General features: G+C 59.3%; 23 protein-coding genes and 1 tRNA gene. 13 read left to right on the top strand and 11 right to left on the bottom strand.

The window, feature by feature from the left end; translation table 11 throughout:
- Positions 1 to 18 precede the first annotated feature (18 nt).
- From ychF to ACZZ0Q_RS19480, 8 genes are all read right to left on the bottom strand, one after another.
- Positions 19 to 1,119: a redox-regulated ATPase YchF gene (gene ychF, locus ACZZ0Q_RS19515; RefSeq protein ID WP_463541111.1), complete on the bottom strand. Its 1,101-nt coding sequence runs from the start codon at positions 1,117 to 1,119 to the stop codon at positions 19 to 21.
- Between the two features lie 40 nt (positions 1,120 to 1,159).
- Positions 1,160 to 1,744: an aminoacyl-tRNA hydrolase gene (pth, locus tag ACZZ0Q_RS19510; protein WP_463541112.1), complete on the bottom strand. Its 585-nt coding sequence runs from the start codon at positions 1,742 to 1,744 to the stop codon at positions 1,160 to 1,162.
- Positions 1,745 to 1,775: 31 nt separating this feature from the next.
- Entirely contained in the window at positions 1,776 to 2,387 is a 612-nt protein-coding gene (locus ACZZ0Q_RS19505) for a 50S ribosomal protein L25/general stress protein Ctc (protein WP_463541113.1), read from the bottom strand.
- A gap of 127 nt (positions 2,388 to 2,514) precedes the next feature.
- A complete protein-coding gene (locus ACZZ0Q_RS19500; RefSeq protein WP_108098481.1) occupies positions 2,515 to 3,456 on the bottom strand; it encodes a ribose-phosphate pyrophosphokinase in 942 nt (313 codons plus the stop codon).
- 46 nt (positions 3,457 to 3,502) lie between these two features.
- Positions 3,503 to 3,577: transfer RNA gene (locus ACZZ0Q_RS19495), tRNA-Gln, on the bottom strand.
- A gap of 33 nt (positions 3,578 to 3,610) precedes the next feature.
- Positions 3,611 to 4,462 (bottom strand): 4-(cytidine 5'-diphospho)-2-C-methyl-D-erythritol kinase, encoded by an 852-nt coding sequence (gene ispE / locus ACZZ0Q_RS19490; RefSeq protein WP_463541114.1) that lies wholly within the window; start codon positions 4,460 to 4,462, stop codon positions 3,611 to 3,613.
- Complete coding sequence (lolB, locus tag ACZZ0Q_RS19485; RefSeq protein ID WP_463541115.1) at positions 4,462 to 5,079, bottom strand: lipoprotein insertase outer membrane protein LolB; 618 nt, start codon at positions 5,077 to 5,079, stop codon at positions 4,462 to 4,464. The genes ispE and lolB overlap by 1 nt, the downstream gene beginning before the upstream one ends.
- A complete protein-coding gene (locus ACZZ0Q_RS19480) occupies positions 5,080 to 6,807 on the bottom strand; it encodes a tetratricopeptide repeat protein (RefSeq protein WP_463560860.1) in 1,728 nt (575 codons plus the stop codon).
- A gap of 197 nt (positions 6,808 to 7,004) precedes the next feature.
- On the opposite strand from ACZZ0Q_RS19480, the gene hemA reads away from it, so the two are divergent.
- The 6 genes from hemA (at position 7,005) to ACZZ0Q_RS19450 (ending at position 12,423) form a co-directional block, all read left to right on the top strand.
- Positions 7,005 to 8,282 (top strand): glutamyl-tRNA reductase, encoded by a 1,278-nt coding sequence (gene hemA / locus ACZZ0Q_RS19475; RefSeq protein WP_463536241.1) that lies wholly within the window; start codon positions 7,005 to 7,007, stop codon positions 8,280 to 8,282.
- Positions 8,279 to 9,361, top strand: coding sequence for a peptide chain release factor 1 (gene prfA / locus ACZZ0Q_RS19470; RefSeq protein ID WP_463541116.1), 1,083 nt, complete (start codon positions 8,279 to 8,281; stop codon positions 9,359 to 9,361). The genes hemA and prfA overlap by 4 nt, the downstream gene beginning before the upstream one ends.
- A 3-nt stretch (positions 9,362 to 9,364) precedes the next feature.
- Positions 9,365 to 10,216, top strand: coding sequence for a peptide chain release factor N(5)-glutamine methyltransferase (prmC, locus tag ACZZ0Q_RS19465; protein WP_463541117.1), 852 nt, complete (start codon positions 9,365 to 9,367; stop codon positions 10,214 to 10,216).
- Positions 10,209 to 10,970, top strand: a complete 762-nt coding sequence (locus ACZZ0Q_RS19460; protein WP_463541118.1) for a molybdopterin-synthase adenylyltransferase MoeB — start codon at positions 10,209 to 10,211, stop codon at positions 10,968 to 10,970. Before prmC ends, ACZZ0Q_RS19460 begins: the two co-directional genes overlap by 8 nt.
- Positions 10,967 to 11,761, top strand: coding sequence for a glutamate racemase (gene murI / locus ACZZ0Q_RS19455; protein ID WP_463541119.1), 795 nt, complete (start codon positions 10,967 to 10,969; stop codon positions 11,759 to 11,761). Before ACZZ0Q_RS19460 ends, murI begins: the two co-directional genes overlap by 4 nt.
- Before the next feature lie 149 nt (positions 11,762 to 11,910).
- Complete coding sequence (locus ACZZ0Q_RS19450; protein ID WP_122492971.1) at positions 11,911 to 12,423, top strand: acyloxyacyl hydrolase; 513 nt, start codon at positions 11,911 to 11,913, stop codon at positions 12,421 to 12,423.
- 85 nt (positions 12,424 to 12,508) lie between these two features.
- Here the strand turns inward: ACZZ0Q_RS19450 and glyA are convergent, their stop codons facing one another.
- The gene (glyA, locus tag ACZZ0Q_RS19445; protein WP_463541120.1) at positions 12,509 to 13,762 is read right to left on the bottom strand and encodes a serine hydroxymethyltransferase; all 1,254 of its coding nucleotides are present in this window, start codon (positions 13,760 to 13,762) and stop codon (positions 12,509 to 12,511) included.
- 207 nt (positions 13,763 to 13,969) lie between these two features.
- Positions 13,970 to 18,100: a sensor domain-containing protein gene (locus ACZZ0Q_RS19440; protein ID WP_463542285.1), complete on the bottom strand. Its 4,131-nt coding sequence runs from the start codon at positions 18,098 to 18,100 to the stop codon at positions 13,970 to 13,972.
- Positions 18,101 to 18,736: 636 nt separating this feature from the next.
- Here ACZZ0Q_RS19440 and ACZZ0Q_RS19435 point away from each other — a divergent pair.
- The 7 genes from ACZZ0Q_RS19435 (at position 18,737) to ACZZ0Q_RS19405 (ending at position 25,706) form a co-directional block, all read left to right on the top strand.
- Complete coding sequence (locus ACZZ0Q_RS19435) at positions 18,737 to 19,351, top strand: PIG-L deacetylase family protein (RefSeq protein WP_463541121.1); 615 nt, start codon at positions 18,737 to 18,739, stop codon at positions 19,349 to 19,351.
- A gap of 6 nt (positions 19,352 to 19,357) precedes the next feature.
- Entirely contained in the window at positions 19,358 to 20,497 is a 1,140-nt protein-coding gene (locus tag ACZZ0Q_RS19430; RefSeq protein WP_463560857.1) for a glycosyltransferase family 2 protein, read from the top strand.
- Positions 20,484 to 21,080: an LbetaH domain-containing protein gene (locus ACZZ0Q_RS19425; RefSeq protein WP_463560853.1), complete on the top strand. Its 597-nt coding sequence runs from the start codon at positions 20,484 to 20,486 to the stop codon at positions 21,078 to 21,080. Before ACZZ0Q_RS19430 ends, ACZZ0Q_RS19425 begins: the two co-directional genes overlap by 14 nt.
- Before the next feature lie 19 nt (positions 21,081 to 21,099).
- Positions 21,100 to 21,891, top strand: a complete 792-nt coding sequence (locus ACZZ0Q_RS19420; RefSeq protein WP_463560851.1) for a YaiO family outer membrane beta-barrel protein — start codon at positions 21,100 to 21,102, stop codon at positions 21,889 to 21,891.
- A 207-nt stretch (positions 21,892 to 22,098) separates the two neighbouring features.
- The gene (ettA, locus tag ACZZ0Q_RS19415) at positions 22,099 to 23,766 is read left to right on the top strand and encodes an energy-dependent translational throttle protein EttA (protein ID WP_110617354.1); all 1,668 of its coding nucleotides are present in this window, start codon (positions 22,099 to 22,101) and stop codon (positions 23,764 to 23,766) included.
- A 329-nt stretch (positions 23,767 to 24,095) separates the two neighbouring features.
- Positions 24,096 to 24,500: a DUF6795 domain-containing protein gene (locus ACZZ0Q_RS19410; RefSeq protein WP_463541125.1), complete on the top strand. Its 405-nt coding sequence runs from the start codon at positions 24,096 to 24,098 to the stop codon at positions 24,498 to 24,500.
- Between the two features lie 63 nt (positions 24,501 to 24,563).
- Entirely contained in the window at positions 24,564 to 25,706 is a 1,143-nt protein-coding gene (locus ACZZ0Q_RS19405) for a lipase family protein (protein ID WP_163016511.1), read from the top strand.
- A gap of 8 nt (positions 25,707 to 25,714) precedes the next feature.
- On the opposite strand, the gene ACZZ0Q_RS19400 is transcribed toward ACZZ0Q_RS19405, so the two are convergent.
- Entirely contained in the window at positions 25,715 to 26,071 is a 357-nt protein-coding gene (locus tag ACZZ0Q_RS19400; RefSeq protein WP_463541126.1) for a hypothetical protein, read from the bottom strand.
- Between the last annotated feature and the right edge of the window lie 8 nt (positions 26,072 to 26,079).

The following is a 26,079-nucleotide window of genomic DNA, read 5'->3' as shown; positions in this document are numbered from 1 at the left end:
TTTGTCTGTCGCGTAGCCTTAGACGTTGAAGCGGAAGTGCATCACGTCACCGTCTTTGACGATGTATTCCTTGCCTTCCAAACGCCATTTACCGGCTTCTTTCGCGCCGGCTTCGCCTTTGAACTGGATGAAGTCGTCGTAGGCGATGACTTCGGCGCGGATAAAGCCTTTTTCGAAGTCGGTGTGAATCACGCCAGCGGCTTGCGGTGCGGTGGCGCCGACGCGAACGGTCCAGGCGCGAACTTCTTCAACGCCGGCGGTGAAGTAGGTTTGCAGGTGAAGCATCTCATACCCGGCGCGGATGACGCGGTTCAAGCCAGGTTCTTCGAGGCCAAGGGCTTCGAGGAACATGTCTTTTTCTTCGCCATCATCGAGCTCGGCGATTTCCGCTTCGATCTTGTTGCAGACGGGCACCACGATCGCGCCTTCTTCATTGGCGATGGCTTGCACCACGTCGAGCAACGGGTTGTTCTCGAAGCCGTCTTCGGCCACGTTGGCGATGTACATCACAGGCTTGGTGGTCAGCAGGTGGAAGCCACGGATGATCAGCTTTTCTTCGCTGCTCATGTTCTTCATGAGGCTGCGCGCGGGCTTGCCTTCGGTGAAGTGGTTGATCAGTTGTTCCAGCAAAGCTTTCTGCGCAACGGCGTCTTTGTCGCCGCCCTTGGCGTTACGCGTGACTTTCTGCAGCTGTTTTTCGCAGCTGTCGAGGTCGGCGAAGATCAGTTCGAGGTCGATGATCTCGATGTCGCGCTTGGGGTCGACGCTGTTGGAAACGTGGATGACGTTGTCGTCTTCAAAGCAGCGCACCACATGGGCGATGGCGTCGGTCTCACGAATGTTGGCGAGGAATTTGTTGCCCAGGCCCTCGCCTTTGGATGCACCGGCCACCAGGCCGGCGATGTCGACGAATTCCATAGTGGTCGGCAGGATGCGCTTCGGATTAACAATGGCTGCCAGCGCATCAAGACGCGGGTCCGGCATGGGCACGATGCCGCTGTTGGGCTCGATGGTGCAGAACGGGAAGTTCTCCGCCGCGATGCCGGATTTGGTCAGGGCGTTGAACAGGGTGGACTTGCCGACGTTGGGCAGGCCGACGATGCCGCAGTTAAATCCCATGGTGTAATCCTCGCGGAAGTGAATTCGCTAAAAAGAAGGGTCAGGCCTTCTGGCTGTGCAGGAGCTTCATCGCCCGATTCCATTCCCCGGCGTAAACCTCTGGCATCACGCCAAGGGCAAAATCGATGCTGGCGTCCAGTTTGTCCTGCTCGGCGCGGGGCGCGCGACCCAGTACAAAGCCGGATACCTTGCTGGCTTCACCGGGGTGGCCAATGCCAAGGCGCAGACGGTGAAAGGTATTTTGATTGCCGAGTTGCGCAATGATGTCGCGCAAGCCGTTATGCCCACCGTGCCCGCCGCCTTGTTTGAATTTGGCGACGCCGGGAGGCATGTCGAGTTCGTCGTGGGCTACCAGAATGGCGTCTACCGGAATGCGGTAGAAACCAGCCATGGCGGCAACAGCCTGGCCGCTGCGGTTCATGTAGGTAGTGGGAATCAACAGACGAATATCGAGACCTTGATGGCTGAAACGCGCCGTCAGGCCGAAAAATTTGCGCTCTGCTACCAGATTGACCCGTTGGGCCGCAGCGAGACGCTCAACAAAAAGGGCTCCTGCGTTATGCCGGGTCTGTTCGTATTCAGCGCCTGGATTACCCAGGCCGACGATCAGTTGTACGGCAGTCACGACAGGAGCCCTTCCTTAGACGAGGCGAGAATTACTCGGCTGCGCCTTCTGCTTCATCTTCTTTCGGTACGCGCGAAGCGTGGATGTTGGCAACTGGCAAGTCTTTGCCGTGTGCCAGAGCAACCAGTTCAACGCCAGCTGGCAGAGTCAGGTCCGACAGGTGAACGATCTGACCAATTTCTACTTTAGCCATGTCGACGTTGATGAATTCCGGCAGGTCTTTAGCCTCGCAGGACACTTCAACTTCAGCGGCGGTGTGGGAAACTTCGCCACCTTGCTGCTTCACGCCAACTGCAGTTTCCTGGTTGATGAAGTGCAATGGAACGAGGACGGTCAGTTTCTGGCCAGCAATAACGCGGACGAAGTCAGCGTGCAGAACGTGACCCTTGGCCGGGTGACGTTGCAGGGCTTTGATCACTACAGTTTCAGCAGCGCCGCCAACGGTCAGGGTGATGACGTGGCTGTAGGCAGCTTCGTTTTCCAGCAGCTTGGCAATTTCTTTGGCCAGCAGGGTGATGGAAACAGGCGCTTTGTCGCCACCGTAAACTACGGCAGGAACTTGGGCGGCGAGACGACGCAGGCGGCGGCTCGCACCTTTCCCCAGGTCGGAACGCACTTCAGCATTCAGGGCAAAATCAGTCATGGTGAATCTCCAAAATAAACATCGCCGCCTTCATTGCTTGCGACCGGCAATGGAAGGCGGTGAGGCAAAAAGCCCCGCACGAGGCGGGGCACTTTCGTTCTGCGTCATGCAGCCAGGGGTTTAGCCCTTAGCGGAACATCGCGCTGATCGATTCTTCATTGCTGATGCGGCGGACCGCCTCAGCGACTACCGGCGCGATATCCAATTGGCGGATACGTTTGCAGGCTTGAGCAGCTGCCGACAACGGGATGGTGTTTGTTACCACCAGTTCGTCGAGCATGGAATTTTCGATGTTCTCGATGGCGCGACCGGAGAGAACGGCGTGCGTTGCGTAGGCAAATACCTTGGCAGCGCCGTGTTCCTTCAGAGCCTTGGCCGCGTGGCAGAGTGTGCCGGCGGTGTCGACCATGTCATCCACGAGGATGCAGGTACGGCCTTCAACATCACCAATGATGTGCATCACTTCGGAGTGGTTGGCCTTCTCGCGACGTTTGTCGATGATGGCCAGATCCACGCCCAAGGATTTGGCGACAGCGCGAGCACGCACTACACCGCCAATGTCCGGAGACACGATCATCAGGTTTTCGAAACGTTGGTCTTCGATGTCGTCCACCAGAACTGGCGAACCGTAGATGTTATCTACCGGAATATCGAAGAAGCCCTGAATCTGGTCGGCGTGCAAATCAACAGTCAGAACGCGGTCGATACCGACGACGGTCAGCATGTCAGCCACCACTTTGGCGCTGATTGCCACCCGAGCGGAACGCGGACGGCGATCCTGGCGGGCGTAACCGAAGTAGGGGATCACGGCTGTGATTCGAGTAGCCGAGGAGCGGCGGAAGGCGTCGGCCATTACCACCAGTTCCATCAGGTTATCGTTGGTTGGCGCGCATGTCGGCTGGATCAGGAAGACGTCTTTACCGCGAACGTTTTCGTTGATTTCAATGCTGATTTCGCCATCGGAAAATTTTCCAACGGAGGCATCGCCGAGTGGGATATGCAGCTGACGTACGATACGTCGCGCCAGATCGGGGTTAGCATTCCCCGTAAAGACCATCATCTTGGACACGCGCAGTACCTGCCGGCTGAGGGTATACCTGGATGAGTATAGAAAATGGCAGGGGCGGCTGGATTCGAACCAACGCATGGCAGGATCAAAACCTGCTGCCTTACCGCTTGGCGACGCCCCTGTAATGTGCAACTGGATGCTTAGCATCCGCTTCTCAGGACAGTGTTTGTAACCGCTGGTGCAACATCGAAACGTTACAACCTTTAGCAACAAACCCTGGCAGGGAGGCTGGAAGTTGGGCCGCGACTTTATCAGCTTCGGCTTTGTTAGGGAAGCTCCCAAAAACACAACAACCAGTGCCGGTTAATCTAACTGAAACAAATTTGTTTAGCAAGATCAAAGCGTTACGAACATCTGGGTAACGCCTCTCGACCACCGACTGACAGTCATTACGACCGCCCCGCTCGAGAACGGCCGACAATGTAATCGGGGGAGTATCGCGTGTCAACTCCGCGTCGGAGAAAATTTCTGCTGTGCTGACAGATACTTGCGGTATCGCCACAAGAAACCACGGTTCGTCCAATTCCACCGGGGTCAGCACCTCGCCAACGCCCTCTGCAAATGCCGCATGGCCCTTCACAAACACCGGCACATCGGCGCCCAGGTTCACGCCCAGTTCGGCCAGTTGGTCGAGGCTCCAACCCAGCTGCCAAATGTGGTTGAGCCCCAGCAATGTGGTAGCGGCATCCGAGCTACCGCCGCCAATACCGCCGCCCATGGGCAGACGTTTTTCCAGCCAGATATCTGCCCCGAGCGAGCAGCCGCTGTTGCGTTGCAATTGCCGCGCGGCTTTTACGATCAGGTTGCTTTCGTGGGGCACGCCGTCGATGTCGGTGTGCAGACGGATCTCGCCGTCATCGCGCAAGGCGAAGGTCAGCTCATCGCTGTAGTCGAGAAACTGAAACAAGGTTTGCAGTTGGTGGTAGCCGTCGGCGCGGCGGCCGAGGATGTGCAGCATAAGATTCAGTTTTGCCGGGGCCGGCAAGGTCAAGCGAGCAGCCGACATCACTGGCCCAGCTGGCGCGGCTGCCAGTCCTTGATCACCAACGTGACGTCGAGGTCGCGACCGTGCAGCTTCATCCGTTCTGGCAGCCAGTAGCCGTTTTGCTCGGCATAGCTGAGGTATTCAACTTGCCAGCCGTCCTGACTCAAGCGCTGCAAGTGGCTCTCACTGTCGAGTGTCAGGCCGCTTTTGCTGTCGGGCGCGGGCAGGCCGCGAACCCACCAGGTCAGGTGTGAAATCGGCAGCTTCCAGCCCAGTTGCTCTTCGAGCAGCGCCTCAGGAGTTTCTGCTTGGTAGCGACCCTGATTGGCGACTTCCAGCGTGACGTCGCCGGCATGGCCGGTCAGTCGGGCAGCGCCGCGACCCAGTGGACCGGAAAGACGAATGTCGAAATAGTCTTGGCGTTGCAGCCAGAACAGCGTGCCGCTGCCGGAATCTCTCGGAGCGCGAATGCCGACTTTGCCGCTGATCTGCCAGCCGTTCAGGGCAACGGTGCGCGTTTTGTGCGCCTGCCATTTAGCCGGGTCACCCTGGCCGTCCAACGATTCATGGGAGGTGAGGCCGGCGCAGCCGCTGAGTACAGCGAGCAGGCCGATAACAATGAGGTGGCGCAAACGCATTTAAAGCTTCTCGGAACCGGTCAGGCGCAACAGGGTTTCGCGCAGGATTGAATTGTCGGGCTGTTCTTTTTGAGCCGCTGCCCACACCTTTTTGGCTTCCGACTGTTTGCCGTTGGCCCAAAGCACTTCGCCCAAATGCGCTGCTACTTCGGCGTCTGGGAAGCGCTCCAGGGCCTGACGCAATAGGCGCTCAGCTTCGTCGAGATTGCCGGTGCGGTAGTTGGCCCAGCCGAGGCTGTCGAGAATCGCCGGATCGTCGGGGCTCAGCTTGTGGGCTTTTTGAATCAGGTCACGGCCTTCGGCATAGCGCGTGGTGCGGTCGACCAGCGTGTAGCCCAGGGCGTTAAGCGCCATGGAGTTGTCCGGCTCGCGGCTGAGGATGGTGCGCAGGTCCGCTTCGAGTTGCTTCAGGTCGTTGCGTTTTTCGGCGAGCATCGAGCGGGTGTAAAGCAGGTTCAGGTCGTCCGGGTACTGCTTCAGCGCGCGCTGAATCACCGCCCACGCTTGGTCGTAATGCTGCCGGCTGGACTGCGCTTCGGCTTCGATCAAGTACAGCTGAATGGCGTAATCCGGCTGGGTTTCGCGGGCTTCGGCGAGCACCTTCGAGGCTTCGCTGCTGCGACCGGTGTCGAACAGAATGTTGGCCTGACGCAGCTGCGCCGGCAGGTAATCGTTACCTGGGCCGACTTGGCTGAACTCCTGAACGGCATTGTTCGGGTCTTTCAATTCTTCATAGGCGCGGCCGAGATTGAAGTGCGCGGCATCGACGTGGCTCTCGCGTTCAACCAGGTCCTGCAGATAGCCGATCGCTTCCTGCCAAGCCCCGGCTTCCAGACACACCAGCGCTAACGAAAATCGCAGGTCATCGTCATCGGGGAATTGCTGAACCAGGGAAGCGAACTCGACCTTGGCGTCATCGAGGCGGTTCTGCTCGACCAGAAGGCGTGCATAAGCCAGGCGCAGACGCTTGTCATCCGGATGCTGTTTGATGCCTTTTTCCAACAGAGGAATGGCTTCGTCGCCGCGCTTCATGCTTTGCAGAAGACGGGCGCGCAGCAGCAGCGGGGCGACGTCATGGGTCGCGGCTTTCTGATCTTCTAGCAATTGCAGGGCGGTGTCGGGGTGTCCGTCTTGCTGCAGTAACAGCGCTTTGCCGAACAGCAGTTGACCGTTATCCGGGTATTTCACCAGCAGACGGTCGAAGCTCTGTTGCAAGCCGGCGCGGGTGTCGGGATCGGTTTCGGCAGCGGAGAGGGCGAGGAAGTCGAAGTGGGTGTCGCCTTGGCCTTGCAGCACTTTTTCCATGTACACCATGGATTCGTCGTAGCGGCCGGCGCGGGCCAACTGAATCGCGGCGGCGCGTTGCGCTTCAAGGTTGTCTGGCGCGTTCTTGGCCCAGATCAGCGACATTTCCAGCGCAGGTTCGTCGGCGCCCAGGTATTCAGCGATGCGAAATCCGCGCTCGGCAACGCCGGCGTCCTGGGTTTCGTTGGCTTGCTGAATGTAGTTTTCCAGGGCGATGTCGAAGCGATTACGTTGCCCGGCAAGCTCGGCGGTGAGCAAGGAAAGCAGCGTTTCTTCGCTAAACGAACCGTACACCTGAGGCTTGGCAACGGCGACCGGCGCGGTGTCTTCCACCGGCGGTACGCCGTCCTGCTTGGATGGGCTCAGGCTGGCGCAGCCCCCGAGAAACAAGACGGCGGCGAACAATGGCAACGATTTATTCATATATAGGAAAGGGCGACTTACCTGCGGTGCGGGCATCATGACACAAGCCGTGGGGCAAAACCCATGGGGCAAGCGCCTATCTATGGTTGGCTGTGCGAGACAGGCTACCGGCTATTAGGACAATAGTGAGCGGTGGTTGTTCTCACTCTGGTGAAGTAGGACAATTAGCGGCTTCCCGTTTCTGCCAGCGACCCTGCATGACCTTTCTCGCCCTCGGTATCAACCACAAGACCGCCTCGGTGGACGTCCGCGAACGTGTGGCGTTCACCCCGGAGCAGTTGGTTGAGGCATTGCAGCAACTATGTGCGCGCACCGCGAGCCGCGAGGCGGCCATTCTGTCGACCTGTAACCGCAGCGAGTTGTACATCGAGCAGGACAGCCTGACCGCCGACAGCGTGTTGGCCTGGCTGGCCGATTACCACAACCTCAGCCTCGACGAACTGCGCGCTTGCGCCTATGTGCACCAGGACGACTCTGCCGTGCGCCACATGATGCGCGTGGCCTCGGGCCTCGATTCCATGGTACTCGGCGAGCCACAAATTCTTGGTCAGATGAAATCTGCCTACGCCGTGGCCCGCGAAGCCGGCACGGTCGGCCCGCTGCTTGGGCGCCTGTTTCAAGCCACCTTTAGCACCGCCAAACAAGTGCGCACCGACACCGCCATTGGCGAGAACCCGGTGTCCGTGGCCTTCGCCGCCGTCAGCCTGGCCAAGCAGATTTTCAGCAACCTGAATAACAGTCAGGCCCTGCTGATCGGCGCCGGCGAAACCATCACCCTGGTTGCCCGGCATCTCTACGAGCAGGGCGTGAAACGCATTGTGGTGGCCAACCGCACCCTTGAGCGCGCCAGCCAGCTGGCCGAACAGTTCGGGGCCCACGCGGTGCTGCTGTCGGAAATTCCTCAAGAGCTGATCAGCAGCGATATCGTCATCAGCTCCACCGCCAGCCAGTTGCCAATCCTCGGCAAAGGCGCGGTAGAAAGTGCGCTGAAGCAGCGCAAGCACAAGCCGATCTTTATGGTCGACATCGCCGTGCCGCGCGACATCGAGCCCGAAGTCGGCGAGCTGGACGATGTGTACCTCTATACCGTCGACGACCTCCACGATGTAATCGCCGAAAACCTCAAAAGCCGCCAAGGCGCTGCCCAGGCCGCTGAAGAATTGGTCGCCGTCGGCACCAGCGACTTCATGTCGCGTCTGCGTGAGTTGGCGGCGGTGGATGTGCTCAAGGCGTACCGCCAGCAAGCCGAACGGCTGCGCGATGACGAGCTGGCCAAGGCGCAGCGCTTGCTCGCCAACGGCACCTCGGCCGAAGAAGCGCTGGCCCAACTGGCCCGTGGCCTGACCAACAAACTGCTGCACGCGCCGAGCGTGCAGTTGAAAAAACTCTCGGCTGACGGGCGCATCGATGCGTTGACCGTCGCCCAGGAACTCTTCGCGCTCGACGAGAGCACCACGGATAAAACCCCGCAATGAAAGCGTCACTGCTGAATAAACTGGACATGATCCACGACCGCTTCGAGGAACTGACGGCGCTGCTGGGCGACGCCGAGGTGATCAGCGATCAGAGCAAGTTCCGCGCGTATTCCAAGGAGTACGCCGAGGTCGAGCCGGTGGTGCAGCTGTTGCAGGAATTCCGCAAAGTCACTGCCGACATGCAGGGCGCCCAGGCGCTGCTCAAAGACAGCGACCCGGACATGCGCGAAATGGCCGAGCAAGAAGTGGCCGACAGCAAAGAATTGCTCGCCGATCTGGAAGCCCGCCTGCAACGCATGCTGTTGCCCAAAGACCCTAACGACGGCCGCAACGTGTTCCTCGAAGTGCGCGCCGGCACTGGTGGCGACGAGGCGGCGATTTTTTCTGGCGACCTGTTTCGCATGTACTCGCGCTACGCCGAAAAACGCGGCTGGCGCGTCGAAATTCTCTCGGAAAACATCGGCGAGCACGGCGGCTATAAAGAAGTGATCGCTCGCGTGGAAGGCGACAACGTGTACGCCAAACTCAAGTTCGAGTCGGGCGCGCATCGCGTGCAGCGCGTGCCGGAAACCGAGTCGCAGGGGCGCATTCATACGTCCGCTTGCACCGTCGCGGTGTTGCCGGAGCCGGATGAGCAGCAAGCCATCGAAATCAACCCGGCGGACCTGCGAGTTGACACCTACCGCTCCTCGGGGGCCGGTGGTCAACACGTGAACAAAACCGATTCGGCGATCCGCATCACCCACCTTCCGTCCGGCATCGTTGTCGAATGCCAGGAAGAACGGTCGCAGCACAAGAACCGCGCCAAGGCCATGGCCTGGTTGTCGGCCAAGCTCAACGATCAACAGGAAGCCGCGGCGCACAAAGAGATCTCGGACACGCGTCGCTTGCTCGTTGGCTCGGGTGATCGCTCCGAGCGCATTCGCACGTACAACTTTCCCCAGGGCCGCGTCACAGATCACCGCATCAACCTGACGCTCTATAACCTGGACGACGTGTTGGCCGGTGGCGTTGACGCTGTGATCGAACCGCTGCTCAGCGAATACCAGGCCGACCAATTGGCCGCGCTGGGAGACTGATCGTTGACTGGCCAAGGCGGCGCATCGAGCATTCAGTACCTGCTGGCCAGCGTCACCTTGCCTGGCTCGGACACCGCGCAGTTGGACATCGAGCTGTTGCTCGCGGCGGCGCTGGGCAAGCCGCGCAGCTACTTGCGCACCTGGCCGGAGCGCGAGCTCGATGCTGAGCAATTGCAGCGCTTTCACGCCTCCATTGCCCGCCGCCAGGGAGGCGAGCCCGTCGCTTATATTCTCGGCCAACAAGGCTTCTGGAGCCTGGACCTCGAAGTAGCGCCGCACACGTTAATTCCCCGTCCCGACACCGAGTTGCTGGTCGAAACCGCGCTCGAGCTGTTGCCGCATAACCCCATTGCTGCGCTCGATCTCGGCACCGGCACGGGCGCTATTGCCTTGGCTCTGGCCAGCGAACGCCCGGGCTGGACGGTTCTCGGCGTGGACCGTGTGCCCGAAGCGGTAGCACTGGCTGAGCGCAATCGGCTGCGCCTCAACCTGGCCAATGCCGGTTTTCGCCACAGTCACTGGTTTAGCGCGGTCGCTGCTCAGCGCTTCGCCCTGATCGTCAGCAACCCTCCTTATATACGCGCCGACGATCACCACTTGGACGAGGGCGACGTGCGCTTCGAGCCGGCCAGTGCACTGGTGTCGGGCCCGGATGGGCTGGACGATATTCGATTGATTATTCAGCACGCCCCCGCGCACCTGGTTGCCGGCGGCTGGCTGTTGTTGGAACACGGTTTTGACCAGGCTGCCGCCGTCCGTGAGCTGCTGGCAGCACAAGGCTTTAATGCCATTGAAAGCCGTCGCGATTTGGGCGGCCATGAACGAATCAGCCTGGGGCGTTACGACAATGCATGACTCGCTTACGGATGAAGAACTGCTGCGCTACAGTCGGCAGATTCTGCTCACCCAGATCGACATCGACGGCCAGTTGCGCCTGAAAAACAGCCGCGCGCTGATCGTAGGGCTGGGTGGCCTCGGTTCGCCGGTGGCGCTTTACCTGGCGGCAGCGGGCGTCGGGGAGCTGCATTTGGCAGACTTCGATACCGTCGACGTCACCAACCTGCAACGCCAGATTGCCCACGACACAGCCAGTGTCGGCCAGAGCAAAGTCGACTCCATGCAAACCCGATTGCGGGCGATCAATCCGCTCGTGAGCCTGCACGCCCACCGCAGTGCCCTGGAGGCCGACAGCATGAACGCGGCGGTTGAGGCGGTGGATTTGGTGTTGGACTGCTCCGACAATTTCGGCACGCGCGAAGCGGTGAACGCCGCCTGCGTCGCGGCCGGGAAGCCGCTGGTGAGTGGCGCGGCAATTCGCCTAGAAGGCCAGTTGTCGGTGTTCGATCCGCGCCAAGCCAACAGTCCTTGCTACCACTGTCTGTACGGGCATGGCAGCGAGGCTGAGCTGACCTGCAGTGAAGCCGGCGTGGTCGGCCCGCTCGTTGGTCTGGTCGGCTCATTGCAAGCGCTCGAAGCGCTGAAGCTACTCGCCGGTTTTGGTGAGCCGCTGGTGGGCCGACTGTTGCTGATCGACGCGCTGGGCTCGCGCTTTCGCGAGCTGCGGGTCAAACGTGACCCGGCCTGCGCTGTGTGCGGGTCGCGCCCATGAGTAAGTCGGCGCCGGTCGGCGTGTTCGATTCGGGCGTTGGCGGGCTCTCCGTGCTGGGCGAAATTCAGCGCCTGTTGCCCAACGAAACCTTGCTGTATGTCGCCGACAGCGGCCACGTCCCCTACGGCGAGAAAACGCCCGAGTTCATTCGTAAGCGCAGCGCCGTCATCACCGATTTTTTGATGGAACAGGGCGCCAAGGCGCTTGTGGTGGCCTGCAATACGGCCACCGCTGCGGGCATCAACGAGCTGCGCGAGCAATATCCTCAGTTGCCCATTATCGGTATGGAGCCGGCGGTAAAGCCGGCGGCGGCGGCAACACGAAGCGGAGTGGTCGGGGTGCTGGCCACAACCGGCACCTTGCAGAGCGCCAAGTTCGCCGCCTTGCTCGACCGTTTCGCCAGCGATGTGCGGGTTATCACGCGGCCGTGCCCAGGGCTGGTCGAGCTGATTGAGGCGGGCGAGCTGCACAGCGAGGTCACCCGCGAACTGTTGCGCGGGTACGTCGAGCCGCTGCTCGCCGAAGGCTGCGACACCTTGATTCTGGGCTGCACCCATTACCCATTTATCAAACCCTTATTGCGGGAATTGGTACCGCCCTCGGTGACGCTCATTGACACCGGCATGGCGGTCGCTCGGCAGCTGCAACGGCTGCTCAGTGAGCAGAATCTGCTCGCCGATCAGCCCGGTTCCGCGACCCGTTTATGGTCGAGTGGAAATTTATCGAACCTAATTCAGGTACTGCCGCTCCTAGTTGGCAGAGGGGTCAGCGTCGCGCCGCTAGGGCGGTAGTGTTATCAGCAATTGAGAGCAAATCCCGTAAAAAGGCCGAGTAATCAACGCTATTTCATGCGAGCTGTACCTTTCGCTTATAGCCAAAATTTCTATAATTCAGCCGTTACGCAGATATCTGTGATCAACCTGATACAAAGGACGTTGCGATGAAGTTGATTTCCTTGGTTGCGTCTGCAGCCCTTTCCCTTGGTTTGTCCCTTTCCGCGCACGCCGCCGATGTCACCGTGGCCATTGGCCAAACGGGTGATTCGACGATGGTGTACCGCTTGGGTACCCAGTTCGATTTCGGCACCAGTTGGTGGCAGAGCGACGTTGGTCGTCTGACCGGCTACTGGGATGCGGGCTACACGTACTGGGACGGTGATAAAACCTCCAGCAACCACAGCGTGTCGTTCGCCCCGGTGTTCGTTTACGAGTTCGCCGGCGAAAACGTTCGTCCTTATGTAGAAGCCGGTATTGGCGTGGCGCTGTTCGCCAACACCGAACTTGAAACCAACGATCTCGGTTCCTCTTTCCAATTCGAAGACCGCTTGGGCCTGGGCCTGCGCTTCGCCGGCCAGGAAGTGGGCCTGCGCGCCATTCACTATTCCAACGCCGGCATCAGCCAGCCGAACGATGGTGTAGAGGCTTACACCGTGCACTACCGCGTCGCCTTTTAAAGCCACGCTGCAGGCATAAAAAAGCCCGGCTCTTGGCCGGGCTTTTTCGTTTCTGCGCCTTCGTGAGCAAAGGCGGCGCTTGAGCTTATTTGCCGTAAACCGGCAGCTTGGCGCAGATGGCTTTGACCTTCTCACGCACGGCGTCGATCACCGCTTCGTTGTTCAGGTCCGCCAGGATGTCGCAGATCCAGCCGGCCAACTCGCGGCATTCTGCTTCCTTGAAGCCACGGGTGGTGACGGCCGGGGTCCCGAAGCGCAGACCGGAGGTCACGAACGGCGAGCGTGGGTCGTTAGGCACCGAGTTCTTGTTCACGGTGATAAAGGCTTTGCCCAAGGCGGCATCGGCGTCTTTACCGGAAATGTCCTGCTTGATCAGCGAGAGCAAGAACAGGTGGTTTTCAGTGCCGCCAGACACCACGTCAAAACCGCGTTCGATGAACACGCCGGCCATGGCCTTGGCGTTTTTCACCACTTGCTGCTGGTAGGTTTTGAACTCAGGTTGCAGCGCTTCTTTGAAGCAGATCGCTTTGGCGGCGATCACGTGCTCCAGCGGGCCGCCCTGGCCACCCGGGAATACGGCGGAGTTCAGCTTCTTCTCGATTTCGGCGTTGGCCTTGGCCAGGATCAGGCCGCCACGTGGACCGCGCAGGGTTTTGTGGGTGGTGGTGGTGACCACGTCGGCGAACGGCACCGGATTGGGGTACACGCCAGCGGCAACCAGGCCGGCCACGTGGGCCATGTCGACGAACAGGTAGGCGCCAACTTTATCCGCGATGGCGCGGAAACGGGCGAAGTCGAGAATTTGCGAGTAAGCCGAGAAGCCAGCCACGATCATTTTTGGCTTGTGCTCAACGGCCAGGCGCTCGACTTCGTCGTAGTCGATCAGGCCGTTGCCGTCGATGCCGTACTGCACGGCGTTGTAGAGCTTGCCCGACGAGCTAACCGACGCACCGTGGGTCAGGTGGCCGCCGTGGGCCAGGCTCATGCCCAGAATGGTGTCGCCTGCATTGAGCAGGGCCAGGTACACAGCGCTGTTGGCTTGCGAGCCGGCGTGCGGTTGCACGTTGGCGTAGTCGGCGCCGAACAGCTCCTTGGCGCGGTCGATGGCCAGTTGCTCAACAATATCCACGTACTCGCAGCCACCGTAGTAACGCTTGCCCGGATAGCCTTCGGCGTACTTGTTGGTCAGCACCGAACCTTGCGCTTCCATCACCGCCGGGCTGGTGTAGTTCTCCGAGGCGATCAGCTCGATGTGCTCTTCCTGGCGCTGAGCTTCTTGCTCCATGGCGGCAAAAAGTTCGGCGTCGTAGGTGGCGATAGTCGTGGAACGGCTAAACATGGCGGACTCCTGTAAAGGTCATTAACGATCTTCCGGTCGTCGGCCAAACTGCCTGACCTTAGCCCAGCAGCGGTTGTGCTGGCCCGAAGATTGGAAGCGGGCGATTCTACCGGAAACGTCGGAAACAGGCACATGACGGTCGGTCATGTGCCTGACAAGTGCGGCTCATTGTGCTTTCAAATTTCCAGGCAGGCCCGCAGCAGACCTTTAGCTCAGCATAAACAGCGCGTTGCCACTGAACTGTGCCGCCAGTTGGCGGGCCGTCATGGGCTTGCCGAGCAGATAGCCCTGCACTTCGTCGCAGCCATGCTCGCGCAGGAAGTCGAGCTGTTCCTGAGTTTCGACGCCTTCGGCGATCACCGCCAGGTTGAGGCTGTGGGCCATGGCGATAATGGCGCGGGCGATCTGCGCGTCCTGCTCGCCGCTGGGCAGGCCATCGACAAAACTGCGGTCGATTTTCAGCACGTCGATGGGGAATTGCTTGAGGTAATTGAGCGAGGAATAACCGGTGCCGAAGTCGTCCACGGCAATGCTCAGCCCCAACTGCTTGAAGCCCACCAGCACCTGCATGGTTTCTTCCACGTCGCGCATCAGAATGCTTTCGGTCAGCTCCAACTCCAGGCAGCTCGGGCTCAAGCCACTGGTTTTAAGAATGTGTGCGATGCGCTGGCCCAACTGGCCTTCGGCAAACTGCCGGGCCGACAGGTTGACCGAGACTTTCGGCACCTTCACGCCCTGCGCATGCCAGGCGTTCATTTGTCGGCAGGCTTCCACCAACACCCAGTCGCCCACATCCACCACCAGGCCCAGCTCTTCGAGCACCGGAATAAATTCATTCGGCGCCACCAGACCCCGGTGCGGGTGTTGCCAGCGCAACAATGCTTCGGCACCGATCAGCCGCTGGCCGTTGGCGCTGAATTGCGGCTGGTAATAGAGCACGAACTGCTTCTGATCGAGGGCGTGGCGCAGGTCGCTTTCCAGCTCCAGGCGCTCAAGCGCTGTGGCGTTCATGGCGGCCTGATAAAACTGGAAGTTGTTTTTGCCGCGCTCTTTGGCGTGGTACATGGCGGTGTCGGCGTTCTTCATCAATTGGCTCAGCTCGTCGCCGTCTTGCGGGCTGAGTGCAATGCCGATACTGGCGGTGACGAAAAACTCACGCCCTTCAAGAATGAACGGCTGCGACAGGCTGGCCAGAATCTGTTCGGCCACATGAATGGCGCGGGTGAGGGCGCCGGCGCGGGTGTCGCGTGCGCGCAGCAGTAAGGTGAATTCATCGCCGCCCATACGCGCGACGGTGTCTTCGACCTCCACGCAGGCGGCCAGCCGCTGCGCCACGTCTTTGAGCATGCGGTCGCCGGCGGCGTGGCCGAGCGAGTCGTTGATGGGTTTGAAGCGGTCGAGGTCGAGGAACATCAGCACCACCCACTCCAGATGCCGCTCGGCATGCTGCAAGGCAGTGTGCAAACGGTCCTGGAACAGCGTGCGGTTGGGCAGGTTGGTCAGCGCGTCGTAATACGCCAGGCGGTGAATGCGTTGCTCGCTGGCTTTACGTTCGCTGATATCGCTGAAGAAGCTGACGTAGCTGACCAGGTCGCCTTCATCGTCGTGCACCGCCGTAATGCCCACCCAGGCCGGGAAGTTTTCCTGGTTGCGACGTTTGAGCCACACCTCGCCTTCCCAACTGCCGTTCTGCCCCAGCTGACTGAGGATGTACGCCTGGTGGCTGGTCTGTTGCCCGTCCGCCATCAACATGCCCGGCTGCTGGTCGAGCACCTGAGCGCTGGTGTAGCCGCTGACCCGGCAAAACGCTTCGTTGACCTGCACGATATAGCCGGCCGGGTCGGTCACCAAAATGGCCGCCGTCGAGTGTTCGAATACGGTAGCGGCCATGCGCAAATCTTTCTCCGCGCGGCGCTGCTGACTGATGTTGCGACCCACGCCGAGCATGCCTTCAAAGCGGCCGTCCTGGTCCCACATCAAGGTCAGGCGCACTTCGGTCGGCAGTTTGTGGCCGTCGGCGCGCACGCAATCGACCATAAACAAGCGCGTCGCCAATTGCTGGCGCAGGTCGCGCAGGCGTTGCGGGTCACTCAATGCGGCGCGCACGCGCAGCAGCAACTGGTCGACATCGGCCAGCTGGCGCGGGTTGGCCGCCAGCGGGTGGAAGCCGTTGCTGATAATCCATTCCGGCGTATAGCCGAACATGGCCAGCGCCGATGGGCTGACGTAATCGAGCTGCAGCGTGCTGTCGGTGGTGAAAATAACGTCGCTGATGTTCTCGGCCAGCAAGCGATAACGGCGCTCGTTATTGCGCATCAGCTCGCTGGCTTCAATCTGGTCAGTCACGTCTTTGGCCACGCCGATCAGGCGATGCACGCGACCCTCGGGTGTGCGGCTCAGGGCTTGTTCGCGAATATCGAACCAGTGCCAACTGCCGTCGCGGTGGCGCCAGCGCAGGTGGCATTGCAGCAAGTGACCGTCGCTCACCACCTGTTGCAGGCTGCGCATGCGCGCGTATTGCTCAGCGTCGTCAGGGTGCAACACCACTTCCCAGAAATGGCCGGGCATGTCGCGCAGCTCTTTGCCGCTGTAGCCCAACTGCTGGCCGAGGCGGTTATTGCTAAACAGCACGCGGCGGTCGGTCATGTCGTGCACATACAGCGTGTCGGGTACGGCGCGGGCCACATCCGACCAAAAACGCTCGCGCTCGATGAGCGACAGCTCGATGCGTTTGCGCGCGGTGATGTCGCTCATGCTCACCGTCACCGCATGGAAATCATCGTTCTGCTCGGGCAGACGCAGCACCAGCCACAGATGACGTTCGTGGCCCTGCGGTGTGAGGATCTGGCTTTCCATCTCGATTTGCCGCTGCTTGCTCAGCACTGCGCCAATCAATTGGTAACGCACGTTTTCCGGCACGATGGGGCCGACATCAACCAAGTGATCCCACAGCTCGCGCGTGGACTCCACGCCCAGCAGTTGCTGCGCCACCTGATTCAGCTCGGTGATATGCAGGTGCTGAATCAGCTCTTCGTGCAGGTGAGGGTAGGTCTGCAGCCAGTGATCGAACTCGCTCAGGCTGTTGATGTTGTGAATGTGCAGATAGGTGCGCAGATCAGCCAGGTCGAGTACGCAGTGGGCCACGCCGCTGCCTTCAAAAATGTCCTGATAGCGGCGGCGCGTGTCTTCAAGAATATGCAGCGCCATCTGCTGCTCGGTGGCATCGCGCAGCACCCAAACGTGCCCTGGCTGGCTGTGTTCTTCGCCGTCTTGAAACAGGCTGCGGGTGATACTGAACACGCGCACTTGGTCGTGCTGCTCCAGCTCGATCCACTCGGGGTTGCCGTCCTCGAACTGCTCAGCGTCGGTCAATAACGCCGGGTCCAGCCCAGGCAGCAAATCGAGCAAATGCCGGCCGCGTGCTTCATAGGTCTGCATGCCAAACAGCACGGCCGCTTGTGGGTTCAGGTAGCGCACATGGCCGGTCACGTCCGTCACCACCACGCGCTCTTCGATAGCGCCCAGCGCAGTGGCGGCGTCGCGCAGCTCACGCCGCGAGGCCGTGGTCATTTCCCGCAGGCGTCGCTGTTCGCGCAGTAGCCGCACTAGGGCCAGCAAAGCCAGGAACGCGCAGGCCATAAACAGCAGGAACTTGCCGGTGATGGCCGACAGTTGCTCGGTCCAGCCGAGCTGGCGGTCGAACAGGCTGCGCACCATCAAGTCGGTGCCAGGCAAGGGAACCAGATGCACGGAATCGGCTATTTGCAGCGGGCTAGTCAGCTGAGTACCGCCGCCGCTGGGGATAGGGTGTTCCGCCACGACGCGGTGGCTTTGATGGTCAATCAGTTGCCAGCGGTGCTCGCCGGTGTACAGCTCGCCCAACGTACGGCGTACTTGCTCCAAGCCAATACGAACCACCCAGTCGCCGGAGTCGTCAGCCTTGTGCAAATAGGCGTAGATCATGCCCTCGCCAACCGGGCTGAACACGTATTGATAGGACTGGCCCTGATTGCGCTGGTGCAGAGCGGCAATGAACGCCGCGTCGGTGGCATTGGGCTGGGTATCAGTCAGCGAACGCCCGTCGGCGTCCAACCAGACGATGCTCTGTAACGACGGAAATATGGCCCGCAGGTTGTCCAGCAACTCACCGGTTTGCTCGGGGGCAGGCGGCTGGTCGGCGGTTTGGCTCAGCAACGCGAGGGCTGCGTCGGCGCGCAGTTTAATGTTCAGCCCAATGTGCTCAGCCAACTGCTGGCTGTACTCATGCTCACGCTTTTCACGGTTGTCGGTGCTCTGTTGCACCTCGTGATACAGCTGCCAGAACAGCAGACCCAGCATCAATACAACGAGCGCCACCAATGCGCCCTTTACCGAATTCGGCAAGGAAGCGGCGAGTGGATCGCCGGGGACGCGCTTATGGGTGAGAGATCGAGGCACTGGCGAAAATCCTGCGCTGACGGCTACTACAGATGTAGCAGGTTAACGGCTGCCAACGGCGGCAGGTCGTCCAAAACGGCTAAGAATGCCTACATGTGTGGCAAAGTGCCAGCTATGCCGACGAGCGCTTCGGTGAGCGGCAGATGAGCACATGACCGAGTGAACCCATCAGAAGAGCCTGCTCTTTCTCCAGACAATGCCCATGGACTTTGAGTTCCTTTCCCTTTGCCCGCAAGAAGTTTGGAAGGAAAACTTTTTAGTTGGTTTCAATTAGTTTTGCAGCTCCTTTCCGGTCGGTGCCAGCGGGCTTGTAAGGGAGGTTCTCGTAGTCAACGCGAATCAGTCAGTTGATGCGCTTCTGAATTCGCCGTTTTGGCTTGTTAATTCCTGCGGCTATTTTCTCTATTGTCATCGGGAAGTTAACTGCCCCACTATGTTCGAATCGCGTTTTTACTTGTCATGCACTTTTAGTTATTTAGCGGTTTCTAATTATCAACTTGTTATTTTTAATTCGTCTATTGCGAAGAGGGGGAAGTTTTGTCTGTTAAAACCGTATTAGCCGTCGGCGCCCATCCTGACGATGTTGAGCTTGGTTGTGGAGCAACGCTGGCCAAACTTGTTGCGTCGGGCGTTCACGTACGGGTATTGGTGTTGTCCGAAGGGCTGTGCGGTTTGCAAGGCAATTATGATCGGAGTCTGGAAACGTATCGCGCACTGCGCAGGCTAGGCGTCGAGGACATCGTGCAGGCCAGCCTGCCGGATACCAAGCTGCACACCATGGGCGCGGAATTGGTAAGTCTCATCGAAACGCATTGCAAAGCGCTTCAGCCAGACCGGGTTTACACGATGTTCAAAGATGATCGCCATCAAGATCATCGGGCTGTTTATGAAGCGAGCATTATTGCCTGCAGGTCCGTCAAGCAAATTCTCAGTTATGAAACGCCCAGTTCCTGGCCGAACTTTATGCCGGTCGTATTCGAGTGTGTGGAAGCGTTTATTCCGGACAAAGTGGCATCGCTGGAGTTTCATGTGAGTCAACGAAATCGAACGTACATGCAGGCGGACCAAATTATTTGCAGTGCGCAGTTTCGTGGTCATCAAGTTGGGTTGGGTCCAAGTGAAGGTTATATTCCTTATAAGTTAGTGATGTGAGTGTGTATGGAGATTTTATTTTTAGTGATGTGTTGCGCGGCGCTTGCCTACACCTATAAACGATCGCGGCGCGGTCCCAGTCAGGCGCTCCGTTGTGTAGATGCCATTATTCCGGCTTTTAATGAAGAACCTTGTATTGAGCAGTCGCTGCTTAATCTTTTGCGTAACCCGTATATCAACCGCGTGGTGTGTGTGAACGACGGCTCCAGCGATGGAACCGCCCAGGTACTTGCGCGTTTGGCGCAGCGCTGTGGTGAGCGGTTGGTGGTGGTGAACCAACAAAATACCGGCAAAGGCGGGGCGTTGATGAATGGCCTGCGGCACGTGACGGCGGCGCAGGTTTTTTTGACTGACGCGGACACTTACGTACCTCACGACAAGCACGGCTTAGGTTACATGCTGGCGGAAATCGAAGATGGCGCGGATGCGGTGGGCGGGATTCCCTCGTCGAATCTGGAGGGTGCAGGGCTACTTCCGTATATCCGTGCTTCGGTAAAGCTGCCGATGATCACCATCAAACGGACGTTCCAGCAAATTGTGGGCGGCGCGCCATTCATTATTTCTGGCGCGTGCGGGATGTTCAAAACGGACCTTCTGCGCAAACACGGGTTTTCCGACCGTACCAAAGTGGAAGACCTGGACCTGTCCTGGACCCTGGTGCACCACGGCTACAAGATCCGCCAAGCGAATCGCTGCATTGTTTACCCGCAGGAGTGCAACACGCTGATTGAAGAGTGGAAGCGCTGGCGTCGCTGGATTGTGGGTTACGCCGTGTGCATGCGCTTGCACCGTCATCTATTGCTCACCCGCTTCGGCCTGTTCTCCATGCTGCCGATGGTGGTCACCGTGTTGTTTGGCTGCCTGAGTTATGCAGTTCTCTGGCCTGTCACCATCGAACACTTCGGTTTTCCTCAAGGACTCATCTACGCCATTTTTCCAGTCTTGTGGCTTTTGGCCGTCAGCGTGCTGGGCACCATCAGCGCGATTCACCATGAGAAATACTGGCTGATCCCGCTCGCCTCGCTCGCCGTGCTCTATGTGTTGCTGGCCTATGCCATTTGGCTGGTGCACGGCCTGAAAGGTTTTTTCACCGGCCGTGAGCCGCTTCGAGACAAACCCACGAGGTACGCCTATGTGGTGGATTGAACTGCAGCGCCAGGCGGAGCAACTCGATGGCTTAGCCACGTTTATTCACCGCGACGCTGATATCGACCCCGGGGCGGTGATCAGGGGAGCGGTGGTGATTGGGGCGGGCACGCGAATTTGTCATGGCGCGTTTATTCAGGGACCGGTGGTCATCGGGGAAAACTGCCTGATCGGAAATAACTGCGTGATTCGAGGGCCAGCAAGTATCGGCGATGGCACCCGTATTGGTTTTGCCAGTGAGCTGAAGAACGTCTTAATTGGGCAAAACGTTGCCATCGGCCCGCAGTGTTTTGTGGCCGACAGCCAGGTCGAAGATGAGGCCTACCTCGGCGCTCAGGTTCGCACCAGCAATCACCGCCTCGACCGCCACACCGTCAGCGTTCTGCTGGATGGCCACAGCGTTGATACGGGCTTGGAAAAGCTCGGCTGCCTAATCGGTCGCGGCACGGCGCTGGGCATTCAGGTGGTCATTCTGCCCGGCCGTATCGTGCCGCCCGACTCGCTGTTCGCGCCTCGAATCACCGTGGCCAAGAACCTGCCCACCGGGCGCTATCGCATCAAGCAAACGCTTGAGTCTTTTTAAGTTATTAAGGGTTATACGCATGGAACACGTGCTTCGTTACGTGCTCGTCTCGCTTGGATTTTTTGCCGTTGCCGCGCAGGCAGCTGACCACCAAAAGTTGACCGTGGGCGCGCTTCATACTCAGTACACCGGCGATTACGGTTCGCGAGAAATCATTAATGCCGAATACGCCAGCGTGCTCGGCGCCAATACGTATGTCGTCAACCTCGCCCATGGAGAGCGCGACTTCGATGATGTGGCGAACAGCTCATTCAATGACCGCAGCGTGTCTGGCACCTTTTATAGGCATTGGAACCCATTGTTCCTGACGCGTTCCAGCGTGACGGCCTCGACCAACAGTCCGGTATTCGTACGGCGAGTGTTCGACCAGGACGTGACCTATAAAGGCATTCCCCAAACCACGCTGACCTTGGGCGCCAAACATTCGGAGTATTACGGCGGCGTGCATTCCAATAACTTGTATGTGTCGGGTGCCTATTACATGGAGCGGGTCACCGCGCGTGCTCGCTACACGCATTACGCACTGGCTGGAGTGGGCAGCAGCTTTGGTGCCTCGCTGATGCTGCAGCTTCACGACGCCGCAGGTAAAGGTGCGACCCAGCTATGGTTGGGCAACGGCACTTCAATACAGGAATACGTATGGCTGCCGGAAACGATGTCGGGTCATTTCAAGTCGGCGGCGGTGCGTAGAATTCAGCCGCTCGGCCAGAAGGTTTCGCTCGCGGCATCCATCGAACGTGCCTGGTATGACACTCCGCTCGCCAACTACCGAGGCCTCACCGGTCAACTCAGCCTGTCATATAAATGGTAGTGGCCGCCTTAGCGTTTTAAGCGCCGCCATCTTTGCGCTGCAAACGCACTGCCTTACCGATGGCCATAGTAAAGTGCTGCCCTGTTCGGCTATACCCAAGTGCTCTTGTTTGCTCAGTGGCTTTTCGGCCATTGCCCAGGCGCCTCGATATTTCTTCAAATATCATATACTTGGGTTTTCTTTACTCTCGCCATTGAGGGCTTAATTTTGGCTCAATACGTCTACACCATGCATCGGCTGGGCAAAGTAGTGCCGCCGAAGCGGGAAATTCTGAAAAATATTTCTCTGTCCTTTTTCCCTGGCGCCAAAATTGGCGTGCTCGGCCTCAACGGTTCGGGCAAATCCACGCTGCTGAAAATCATGGCCGGCGTCGACACCGAATTTAACGGCGAAGCCCGCGCGATGCCGGATCTGAACATCGGCTACCTGCCGCAAGAGCCGCAGCTGGACCCGGAAAAAACCGTTCGTGAAGTTGTCGAAGAAGCCGTTAGCGTGATCAAAAACGCCCAAGCGCGCCTCGACGAGGTGTACGCGGCCTACGCCGAACCCGACGCCGACTTCGACGCCCTCGCCGCCGAGCAAGGCAAGCTGGAAGCCATTCTGCAAGCCTCCGACGGCCACAACCTCGAGCGTCAGCTGGAAGTGGCTGCCGACGCCTTGCGTCTGCCGGCCTGGGACGCAAAAGTCGTTCACCTCTCCGGTGGTGAGAAACGTCGCGTCGCCCTGTGCCGCTTGCTGCTGTCCGCGCCGGACATGCTGCTGCTCGATGAACCGACCAACCACTTGGACGCCGACTCGGTGGCCTGGCTGGAGCATTTCCTTCACGATTTCCCCGGCACCGTGGTTGCGATCACGCACGACCGTTACTTCCTCGACAACGTCGCCGGCTGGATTCTGGAACTCGACCGCGGCGCCGGCATTCCGTACGAAGGCAACTATTCAGGCTGGCTGGAGGCTAAGTCTGACCGCTTGGCGCAAGAGTCCAAGCAGCAGTCGGCTCATGAAAAGGCCATGAAAGAAGAACTGGAGTGGGTGCGCAAAGGCGCCAAAGCCCGCCAGTCGAAATCCAAGGCCCGTCTGCAGCGTTTCGAAGAAATGCAATCGCAGGAATTCCAGAAGCGCAGCGAAACCAACGAAATCTACATTCCTGCCGGCCCGCGCCTGGGCGACAAAGTCATCGACTTCGTCAACGTCAGCAAAGGCTACGGCGACCGCGCGCTGATCGACAACCTGTCGTTCAGCATGCCCAAAGGCGCCATCGTCGGCGTGATCGGTGGTAACGGTGCCGGTAAGTCGACCCTGTTCCGCATGCTCATGGGCAAGGAAACGCCGGATTCGGGCAGCATCGAAGTGGGCGAAACCGTGAAACTGGCCTGCGTCGACCAGAGCCGCGACGATCTCGATGGCAACAAAACCGTGTGGGAAATGGTTTCCGACGGTTCCGACATGATCAAGATCGGCAACTACGAGGTGCCATCGCGCACATACGTAGGCCGCTTCAACTTCAAAGGCGGCGACCAGCAGAAGTTCGTCAAAGACCTCTCGGGTGGTGAGCGTGGTCGCTTGCACCTGGCGTTGACGCTCAAAGAGGGCGCCAACGTGCTGCTGCTCGACGAACCGTCCAACGACCTCGACGTAGAAACCCTGCGTTCGCTGGAAGAAGCGCTGCTCGACTTCCCTGGCGCCGCCATTGTGATCTCCCACGATCGGTGGTTCCTGGACCGCGTGGCCACTCACATCCTCGCGTACGAAGACGACTCGCAAGCCGTCTTCTTCGAAGGCAACTACACCGAATACGAAGCCGACCGCAAAAAACGCCTCGGCGACGCAGCCGCCCAGCCTCATCGGGTACGGCACAAGAAGCTGGCGCAGTAAGCGTTGGGTTGAAAAAAAACGGAGCCGCAAGGGCTCCGTTTTTTTTGTAGGAGCGACCTTGGTCGCGAACCCTGGAAACGGCAATACAGCGCCAGGTCGCAAAACCATGACGCACATCCAACTCTGGTGATCTGCTCATCGGTCTGCCGCAAACAGCTTCGGGCCTTGGATATACTTCGCACTTATCTAAGCGGCCGGATCGATTGTGCGCGGTTGCTGTCAGAAGCGGTTACGTGCCGCCTGGCGCGATACAGAGGGATCTACACATGAGTCGCATCGCAGCCTCTATGGCAATGCTTCTATTGGGACTATTGGTACAGGGACACGCAATGGCATTTTCCAAGACGCTGTATTTGTTTTCCGAGGTCAACGGCATCGTTCTGCTTGATGGCAAACCCGTGCAAGGGGTTGAAGTGACGCAGGAGTACGACTGGCACTGGAAGGACGAAAAAGGCAGCAAGGTCGCCGTCACCGACGCCGAAGGGCGTTTCCACTTTCCGGTCATCACCGGCAAATCGCTAACCGCAGGCTTGCCGCATCAGCCTGTCATCGAGCAGAAGCTGCGCCTGTCTTACCAGGGCAAGGACTACAAAGGCTGGTTGCACGGTAAAGACAACTACGACGAAAACGGCGAACTGAAAGGGCAGCCACTAAATCTGGTGTGCGACCTCAATGATGAGCCAGCGGGCCATCCGGAAATTCGCAGTTTCGGTATTTGCGTGCCGCAAAAATAATCACGGCATTAATAGCTCGGCTATTAGTGACTTCATTGTTTCAGAGCCAGAAGGGAATCAGGTTTGAGTTCTTTATCTCCTAAACAAGCAGCCAGCGTCGCCTTCCACGTGTATTACGCCAAAGGCATGGGCTCGACGGAAACCCTGCAGGATTACGCCTCCGCCGAAGGCTTGGGCGGCCTGTTCGATTTCAAGAATGCGCAGCAGTCTGCCGGCACCAGTGGCGCGATCATTCGCAAGACCACCGGTTTCACCTATGGCGTCGAAGGCTTGGGCACACGACAAGGCGAAGTGCTGCTGGGCTTTCGCGGTACCGACATCACTCAGGACTGGCTCACCGATGCCAACTGCGGCCTGCAACAGGGCCCAAGCGCCTGGCCGGTGCACGCCGGTTTCAACGAAACCTTCAAATCGTTTCGCGATGACCTCGACCGCTTTATGCGCGGGCGCAAGCCAAGCACCATTCACTGCGTAGGGCACAGCCTGGGCGGCGCGCTCGCCTCATTGGCGGCAGACCATCTCAGTCAGGCCGGCATTGGCAACGTCAAGCTGTACACCTTCGGCGCGCCACGCGTCGGGGTGGCGGGTTTCGCCCGCAACCTGACGAGCAAGCTGGGCTCGGAAAATATCCACCGCGTGTATCACTTGGCCGATCCGGTCAGCATGATTCCCATCTTCCCCTTCGCCCACGCGCCCGATGACGGTCCCGTGTGTCAGCTTCCGTGGGGCAGTTCGTTTTCGTTCGACGCGCACAAAATGGGCAACTACCGAACCACCATTGGCGATGCGACCTGGAGCGGGCTGCGCCGCGTGCAGCAAACCACGCTCGAGCGCGATGTGCAGGCGTGGCTGAAAAACGCCAACGGCAGCGTGCTGATGCTGTCGGCGACCTCGCTGATGATGATTTCCCAGGCCATGCAGTATGTGATCGGCAAGGCCCTGGGTGTGGTCGCCGGCACGGCGATTACCGGGACCATGACAGTGCTCGACCAGATTGCTGGGCTATTGGTCACGGGCGCCAATGCGTGCGCGGCCATCGGTGATTCGCTGAACAGCCTGATCGTGCAGATATTCCGCTTTCTCGGCCGACCATTGCCGTCTGCTGCCAACCTGACCGTGGCGTTTTTGCGTTGGGTGCTGGAGCTGCTGAGCACCACCGTGCTCAACCTGGCTCGCCGCGCCATCGACATCGGTATGCGCCTGTAACAACTGCGTTAACGGGAGCGCATCGCCTTAGCCATGGCCTGGTCGGTGTCATGCTCCCATTTTTCATCCCGGTCGCTGTTGCGATGGTCTTCATAGGCGCGTAACTGCGCGCTTTCGGCTTCGGCCTGGCACTGGCGGAAACCATCGGTCCAGCCTTCGGCGTACTGCGCGCTTTTCAAATACCGCGGCACGTCTTTTTTGAAGCCGCCACTTATTGCGCCCGCCGCTTGACGCCCGCTGCCGCAGCCGTCGCTGTAGCCTGCGGCGAACGGCTCCGGGTAGCCCTGGCCGACTAAATAGTCGTAGCTGCTTTGGCAGGCGCCGAGCAGCGCCAGGATGGGGATTAACAACAGGAACGGGCGCACGTGAACTC

The sequence above is a fragment of the Pseudomonas sp. AC070 genome (assembly GCF_979258635.1).
The sequence above is the reverse complement of the archived record's forward strand: the minus strand, read 5'-3'. Positions and strand labels throughout refer to the sequence as shown.

Excerpts from the sequence above, each read along its gene's own strand:
- ychF (WP_463541111.1), bottom strand. The coding sequence starts at position 1,119 with ATGGGATTTAACTGCGGCATCGTCGGCCTGCCCAACGTCGGCAAGTCC.
- ACZZ0Q_RS19505 (WP_463541113.1), bottom strand. The coding sequence starts at position 2,387 with ATGACTGATTTTGCCCTGAATGCTGAAGTGCGTTCCGACCTGGGGAAA.
- ispE (WP_463541114.1), bottom strand. The coding sequence starts at position 4,462 with ATGTCGGCTGCTCGCTTGACCTTGCCGGCCCCGGCAAAACTGAATCTT.
- lolB (WP_463541115.1), bottom strand. The coding sequence starts at position 5,079 with ATGCGTTTGCGCCACCTCATTGTTATCGGCCTGCTCGCTGTACTCAGC.
- ACZZ0Q_RS19480 (WP_463560860.1), bottom strand. The coding sequence starts at position 6,807 with ATGAATAAATCGTTGCCATTGTTCGCCGCCGTCTTGTTTCTCGGGGGC.
- hemA (WP_463536241.1), top strand. The coding sequence starts at position 7,005 with ATGACCTTTCTCGCCCTCGGTATCAACCACAAGACCGCCTCGGTGGAC.
- prfA (WP_463541116.1), top strand. The coding sequence starts at position 8,279 with ATGAAAGCGTCACTGCTGAATAAACTGGACATGATCCACGACCGCTTC.
- ACZZ0Q_RS19460 (WP_463541118.1), top strand. The coding sequence starts at position 10,209 with ATGCATGACTCGCTTACGGATGAAGAACTGCTGCGCTACAGTCGGCAG.
- murI (WP_463541119.1), top strand. The coding sequence starts at position 10,967 with ATGAGTAAGTCGGCGCCGGTCGGCGTGTTCGATTCGGGCGTTGGCGGG.
- ACZZ0Q_RS19450 (WP_122492971.1), top strand. The coding sequence starts at position 11,911 with ATGAAGTTGATTTCCTTGGTTGCGTCTGCAGCCCTTTCCCTTGGTTTG.
- glyA (WP_463541120.1), bottom strand. The coding sequence starts at position 13,762 with ATGTTTAGCCGTTCCACGACTATCGCCACCTACGACGCCGAACTTTTT.
- ACZZ0Q_RS19440 (WP_463542285.1), bottom strand. The coding sequence starts at position 18,100 with ATGCTGGGTCTGCTGTTCTGGCAGCTGTATCACGAGGTGCAACAGAGC.
- ACZZ0Q_RS19430 (WP_463560857.1), top strand. The coding sequence starts at position 19,358 with ATGGAGATTTTATTTTTAGTGATGTGTTGCGCGGCGCTTGCCTACACC.
- ACZZ0Q_RS19425 (WP_463560853.1), top strand. The coding sequence starts at position 20,484 with ATGTGGTGGATTGAACTGCAGCGCCAGGCGGAGCAACTCGATGGCTTA.
- ACZZ0Q_RS19420 (WP_463560851.1), top strand. The coding sequence starts at position 21,100 with ATGGAACACGTGCTTCGTTACGTGCTCGTCTCGCTTGGATTTTTTGCC.
- ACZZ0Q_RS19410 (WP_463541125.1), top strand. The coding sequence starts at position 24,096 with ATGGCATTTTCCAAGACGCTGTATTTGTTTTCCGAGGTCAACGGCATC.